A 365-nucleotide genomic window follows, 5' to 3' on the forward strand; every position below is an offset into this window, starting at 1 on the left:
GACCTGTCGAGCCTGCGCATCATCGGCACGGTCGGCGAGCCGATCAATCCGGAAGCGTGGATGTGGTACCACAAGCACGTCGGCCACGAGCGCTGCCCGATCGTCGACACGTGGTGGCAGACCGAAACCGGCGGCCACATGATCACGCCGCTGCCGGGCGCCACGCCGACCGTGCCGGGCTCGTGCACGCTGCCGCTGCCGGGCATCACGGCCGCGGTGGTCGACGAGACGGGCCAGGACGTGCCGAACGGGCAAGGCGGGATTCTCGTCGTCAAGCGGCCGTGGCCGGCGATGATCCGCACGATCTGGGGCGACCCGGAGCGCTTCAAGAAGAGCTATTACCCGGAGGAACTCGGCGGGCGGCT

At 69.6% G+C, this 365-nt stretch carries 1 protein-coding gene; it reads left to right on the top strand.

Annotated features, from left to right (window positions below; genetic code table 11):
• The coding region (locus HWX09_RS33425) for an AMP-binding protein (protein ID WP_175888628.1) at positions 1-365 on the top strand (365 nt) is incomplete at both ends.

It is taken from the genome of Burkholderia sp. BCC1208, assembly GCF_902833095.1.
Classification (GTDB): Bacteria; Pseudomonadota; Gammaproteobacteria; order Burkholderiales; family Burkholderiaceae; genus Burkholderia.